The organism is Candidatus Methylomirabilota bacterium (assembly GCA_035260325.1).
In the GTDB taxonomy this organism is placed as follows: Bacteria; Methylomirabilota; Methylomirabilia; order Rokubacteriales; family CSP1-6; genus AR19.
Window position 1 is genome coordinate 1 of the sequence record DATFVL010000306.1, and the last position, 3,937, is coordinate 3,937.

General features: G+C 71.1%; 4 protein-coding genes. 1 reads left to right on the plus strand and 3 read right to left on the minus strand.

The features are described from left to right. The first annotated feature begins 40 nt into the window (after positions 1-40). On the plus strand, positions 41-2,059 hold the full coding sequence (locus VKG64_19545; protein HKB27234.1) for a thioredoxin domain-containing protein: 2,019 nt from the start codon (positions 41-43) through the stop codon (positions 2,057-2,059). 220 nt (positions 2,060-2,279) lie between these two features. On the opposite strand, the gene VKG64_19550 is transcribed toward VKG64_19545, so the two are convergent. The 3 genes from VKG64_19550 to VKG64_19560 all read right to left on the minus strand — a co-directional run. Beyond that, positions 2,280-2,636: an ankyrin repeat domain-containing protein gene (locus tag VKG64_19550; GenBank protein ID HKB27235.1), complete on the minus strand. Its 357-nt coding sequence runs from the start codon at positions 2,634-2,636 to the stop codon at positions 2,280-2,282. 37 nt (positions 2,637-2,673) lie between these two features. Then, complete coding sequence (locus VKG64_19555) at positions 2,674-3,327, minus strand: ceramidase domain-containing protein (GenBank protein HKB27236.1); 654 nt, start codon at positions 3,325-3,327, stop codon at positions 2,674-2,676. A gap of 87 nt (positions 3,328-3,414) precedes the next feature. Further along, on the minus strand, positions 3,415-3,937 hold a 523-nt coding region (locus VKG64_19560), incomplete at its 5' end, for an SDR family oxidoreductase (protein ID HKB27237.1).

The window sequence follows — 3,937 nt, forward strand, 5'->3', positions numbered from 1 at the left end:
AGGCGCGGGTCAGCGACCTGCCCTTCGCGCGGTAGATCCGGTGGCCACGAACCGCCTCGCCCGCGAGACGAGCCCCTACCTGCTCCAGCACGCGCACAACCCCGTGGACTGGTACCCGTGGGGCGAGGAGGCGTTCGCGCGCGCGCGCGGAGAGGACAAGCCGATCCTCCTCTCGGTCGGCTACTCCGCCTGCCACTGGTGCCACGTGATGGAGCGCGAGTCGTTCGAGAACGCCGAGATCGCCGACGTGATGAATCGCCACTTCGTGAGCGTCAAGGTGGACCGCGAGGAGCGGCCCGACGTGGACCAGATCTACATGCAGGCGGTCCAGTCCATGACGGGCCACGGCGGCTGGCCGATGACCGTGTTCCTCACGCCGGAGGGCGAGCCCTTCTACGGCGGCACCTATTTCCCGCCGGCGGACCGCCACGGCCTCCCCGGGTTCCCGCGCCTCCTCGCGTCGCTCGCCGACGCGTGGGCGACCCGGCGCGGCGAGGTCCTGTCCTCCGCTCGCCAGATCGGCGAGGCGCTCGGCCAGGGCGAGCGCCTGCGCGGGGCGGCGCGGCTCCTCACCGACGAGGTCCTCTTCGGCGCCTTCCAGTCGCTCTCCTCGCAGTTCGACGACGCCGACGGCGGCCTGGGCGGCGCGCCGAAGTTCCCGCAGCCGATGCTCTGGGAGTTCATGCTCCGCTACGGGAAGCGCTCGAAGAATCCCCGCGCGCGGCAGATGGCGCACACGACGCTCACGCTGATGGCGCGCGGCGGCATGTACGACCAGGTCGGCGGCGGCTTCCACCGCTACTCCGTGGACGCCCACTGGCTCGTGCCCCACTTCGAGAAGATGCTCTACGACAACGGCCAGCTCGCGTCCCTGTACCTCCACGCGTGGCTCGCCTTCGGCGACCCCGAATGCCGGCGCGTGTGCGAGGAGACGCTCGACTACATCCTGCGCGAGATGACCGACCCGTCCGGCGGCTTCTACTCGGCGCAGGACGCCGACTCCGAGGGCGACGAGGGCAAGTTCTTCGTCTGGACGCCCGACGAGCTGCGCGAGGTGCTGGGGGCGGCCGACGCGGAGCTGGCCGCGCGCTACTGGGGCGTGGACCGCGGGGCGAACTTCGAGGGCAGGAGCATCCTCTACGTCGCGGGCGACCCCGATCCCGAGCGCATCGCGGGGATCCGCCGGAAGCTCTACGCAGCGCGTGAGCGGCGCGTCCATCCCGCGCGGGACGACAAGGTGCTCGCCGCGTGGAACGGCCTCGCGTGCCGCGCCTTCGCCGAGGCCGGCCGCGCGCTCGACCGGCCCGACTACGTCGCCGCCGCGGTGAAGAACGCCGACTTCGTCCTGCGCTCGATGCGGCGTGACGGCCGCCTGTTGCGGACGTGGAAGGCCGGGGAAGCGAAGCTCAAGGGCTACCTCGAGGACTACGCGCTCGTGGCCGCGGCGCTCGTGGACGTCTACGAGGCCACGTTCGAGCGCCGCTGGCTCGACGAGGCTCGCGCGCTCGCCGAGGAGATGCTGAGGCTCTTCTGGGACGAACGGCTCGAGGGCTTCTACGACACGGGCGCCGACCACGAGCGGCTCATCGTCCGCCCGCGGAACCTCTTCGACAACGCCGTGCCCTGCGGCGCGTCGGCCGCGATCGAGACGCTCTTCCGTCTCGCGATCCTGACCGGCGAGTCGCGCTACGAGTCACGCGCCCTCGGCGCCCTCCGGCCGATGGCCGACCTCATGACGCGCTACGCGTCGGGCTTCGGCCGCTACCTCTGCGCCCTCGACTTCCACCTGGGCCCCGTCGTCGAGGTGGCGCTGGTCGCGGCGAAGGCCGGCGACGCCGGGCTCGCGCCGCTCGCCGCCGAGGTCTTCGGCCGGTACCTTCCGAACCGCGTCGTCGCCGGGATGCGCACGGGTGATTCGAAGGCCGCCGAGGGGATCCCGCTCCTCCAGAGCCGCGAGGCGGTCGGCGGGAAGGCGACCGCTTACGTCTGCCGCAACTACGCGTGCGAGCTGCCGGTCACCGACCGCGCCGCGCTCGCCGGCCAGCTCGACGCCGTCTGACGAACGCCTACCTGCCACGGCGGTCCTCCAGGATGTTCGCGATGCGCGCCAGGTGGTTCTCGATCGCCTCCAGCCGGTGCTCGATCTGATCCCACGCTGCTTGTACTGGCCGGTGTAGCGGCGCATCACGAAGAGCCACACGGCGATGAAGATGAGCAGCGGCGCCCAGGATTCGAGGAGTTGGAACAGGGAACCGCGCGCGAGATCGCTCATCGGGGGCTCACTCCTCTCCGTCGTACGCTCGAATGATCTCCGCCGCTCGCTGCCAGTCGCTCGCCGTCGCGTCGGAGAACCGCGTCCACCGGCCCTCAGTCCCGCCCATCGCGCATCCGAGGGGTGTCAGGCCATGCTTGTTGCGCTGGCTCGGCGCTGAGCCCGCCTGCAGGAGGACCGCGACGACGTCGGGACGGCCGAAGAACGCCGCCCAGCAGAGGGCGATCGCGTCATTCTCCGCGTTGCGGAGCCCGACGTCGGCGCCGTCGTCCACGAGCACACGCGCGGCGGCCGCCTGGCCGAACTCGGCCGCGACGTGGAGCGGATACGTCCCGCGCCTGATCGCCTCGTGGAGCTTCGTCACGCCGCGAGTCGCCCGCTGCTCCGGGTGCACGCCGGGCTCAGGCCGCGGGCAAAGGCCGCGGCAGGCTCAGGAGCAGGCCTCGGACCGAGAGGTAAAGCACCACCGGAACCAGGAGGTGCCAGAGGAAGTGAGTCCCGGTGGGAAAGGAGGGGCACACCGCGTTGTCGATGGTGCGGAAGAAGAAGGCCACGAGGAACACCCCCGCCGCCCAGAGCAAGAGGAACCGCTCACGCGAGCGCGTGCGAGCGTGATAGACCCCGAGTGCGACCACGAAGAAGGAGGCCGGCGCGTAGATCAGCGAGCCGTTGAGGATCTGCGGGAACTGTCGGCCGAGGTACGCGCCCACGACGAATCCCACGAGGAGTCCCGCCGCGTAGCCGCGCCTCATCTTGATGAGCTCCCGGCTGTAGAGCCACACGTACCAGAGCTGGAAGAGGAGAATCGGTCCGGCGTCCAGGATTCTGGCCCACCACGTGGCGAACGTGTGGAACAGGCTGCTTCCGACCCCGATCGTGACGAGCAGCGCGAACAGGAGCCACACGTCGGGCGATTGCGGACCCACGCGGTGCACGAGGCGCCAGACCGCCCACGCGGCGAGGAAGAAGGCGATGTTGCTCGAGGCGTTCATGGGCTCGGCCCACAGGCCCGGGCCGACGCGCTCGCAGTAGAGATCCAGCAAGGTGGCAGGCACTATAGCTGGCGGGCGGCGGGTCGGCAAGACCGCGTGACGCGCGCCGCGACCCGCCGGGCGTCGAGGAAAGCGCGGTGCGCCGGCGCGTCACCGGGAGTCGCGCTCGGGCGCCGTCAGCGACGTGCCGCCGTCCACGACGAGCGTGTGGCCGGTGACGTAGCGCGCGAAGTCCGACAGGAGAAAGCGCACGGCGTGGCCGATGTCCCAGCCGGTGCCTTCGACCCCGAGCGCCGAGGCCTTGCGCCGCCGCTCGCGCGCCGAGGCGCTCATGCCGCGCTGATAGACCATGGGCGTGTAGACGGGACCGGGCGCGACGCAGTTGACGCGGATGCCCTCGGGGCCGTGGTCGACGGCCATCGCCCGCGTCAGCGCGATGACCGCGCCCTTGGAGACGGAGTACGCGGTGAGCCCGCGCGGCCGTAGCGCGGAGATCGACGACACGTTGACGATCGCGCCGCCGCCGGCCCGTCGCATGGCGGGGATGGCGTGCTTGGCGGTGAGGAACATGCTGTGGAGGTTGACGTCCATGACCCGGCGCCAGCTCTCCTCGCTCTCGTCGACGACGGAGCCGCGGCTGCCGATGCCGACGTTGTTGTCGAGGAGGTCGAGC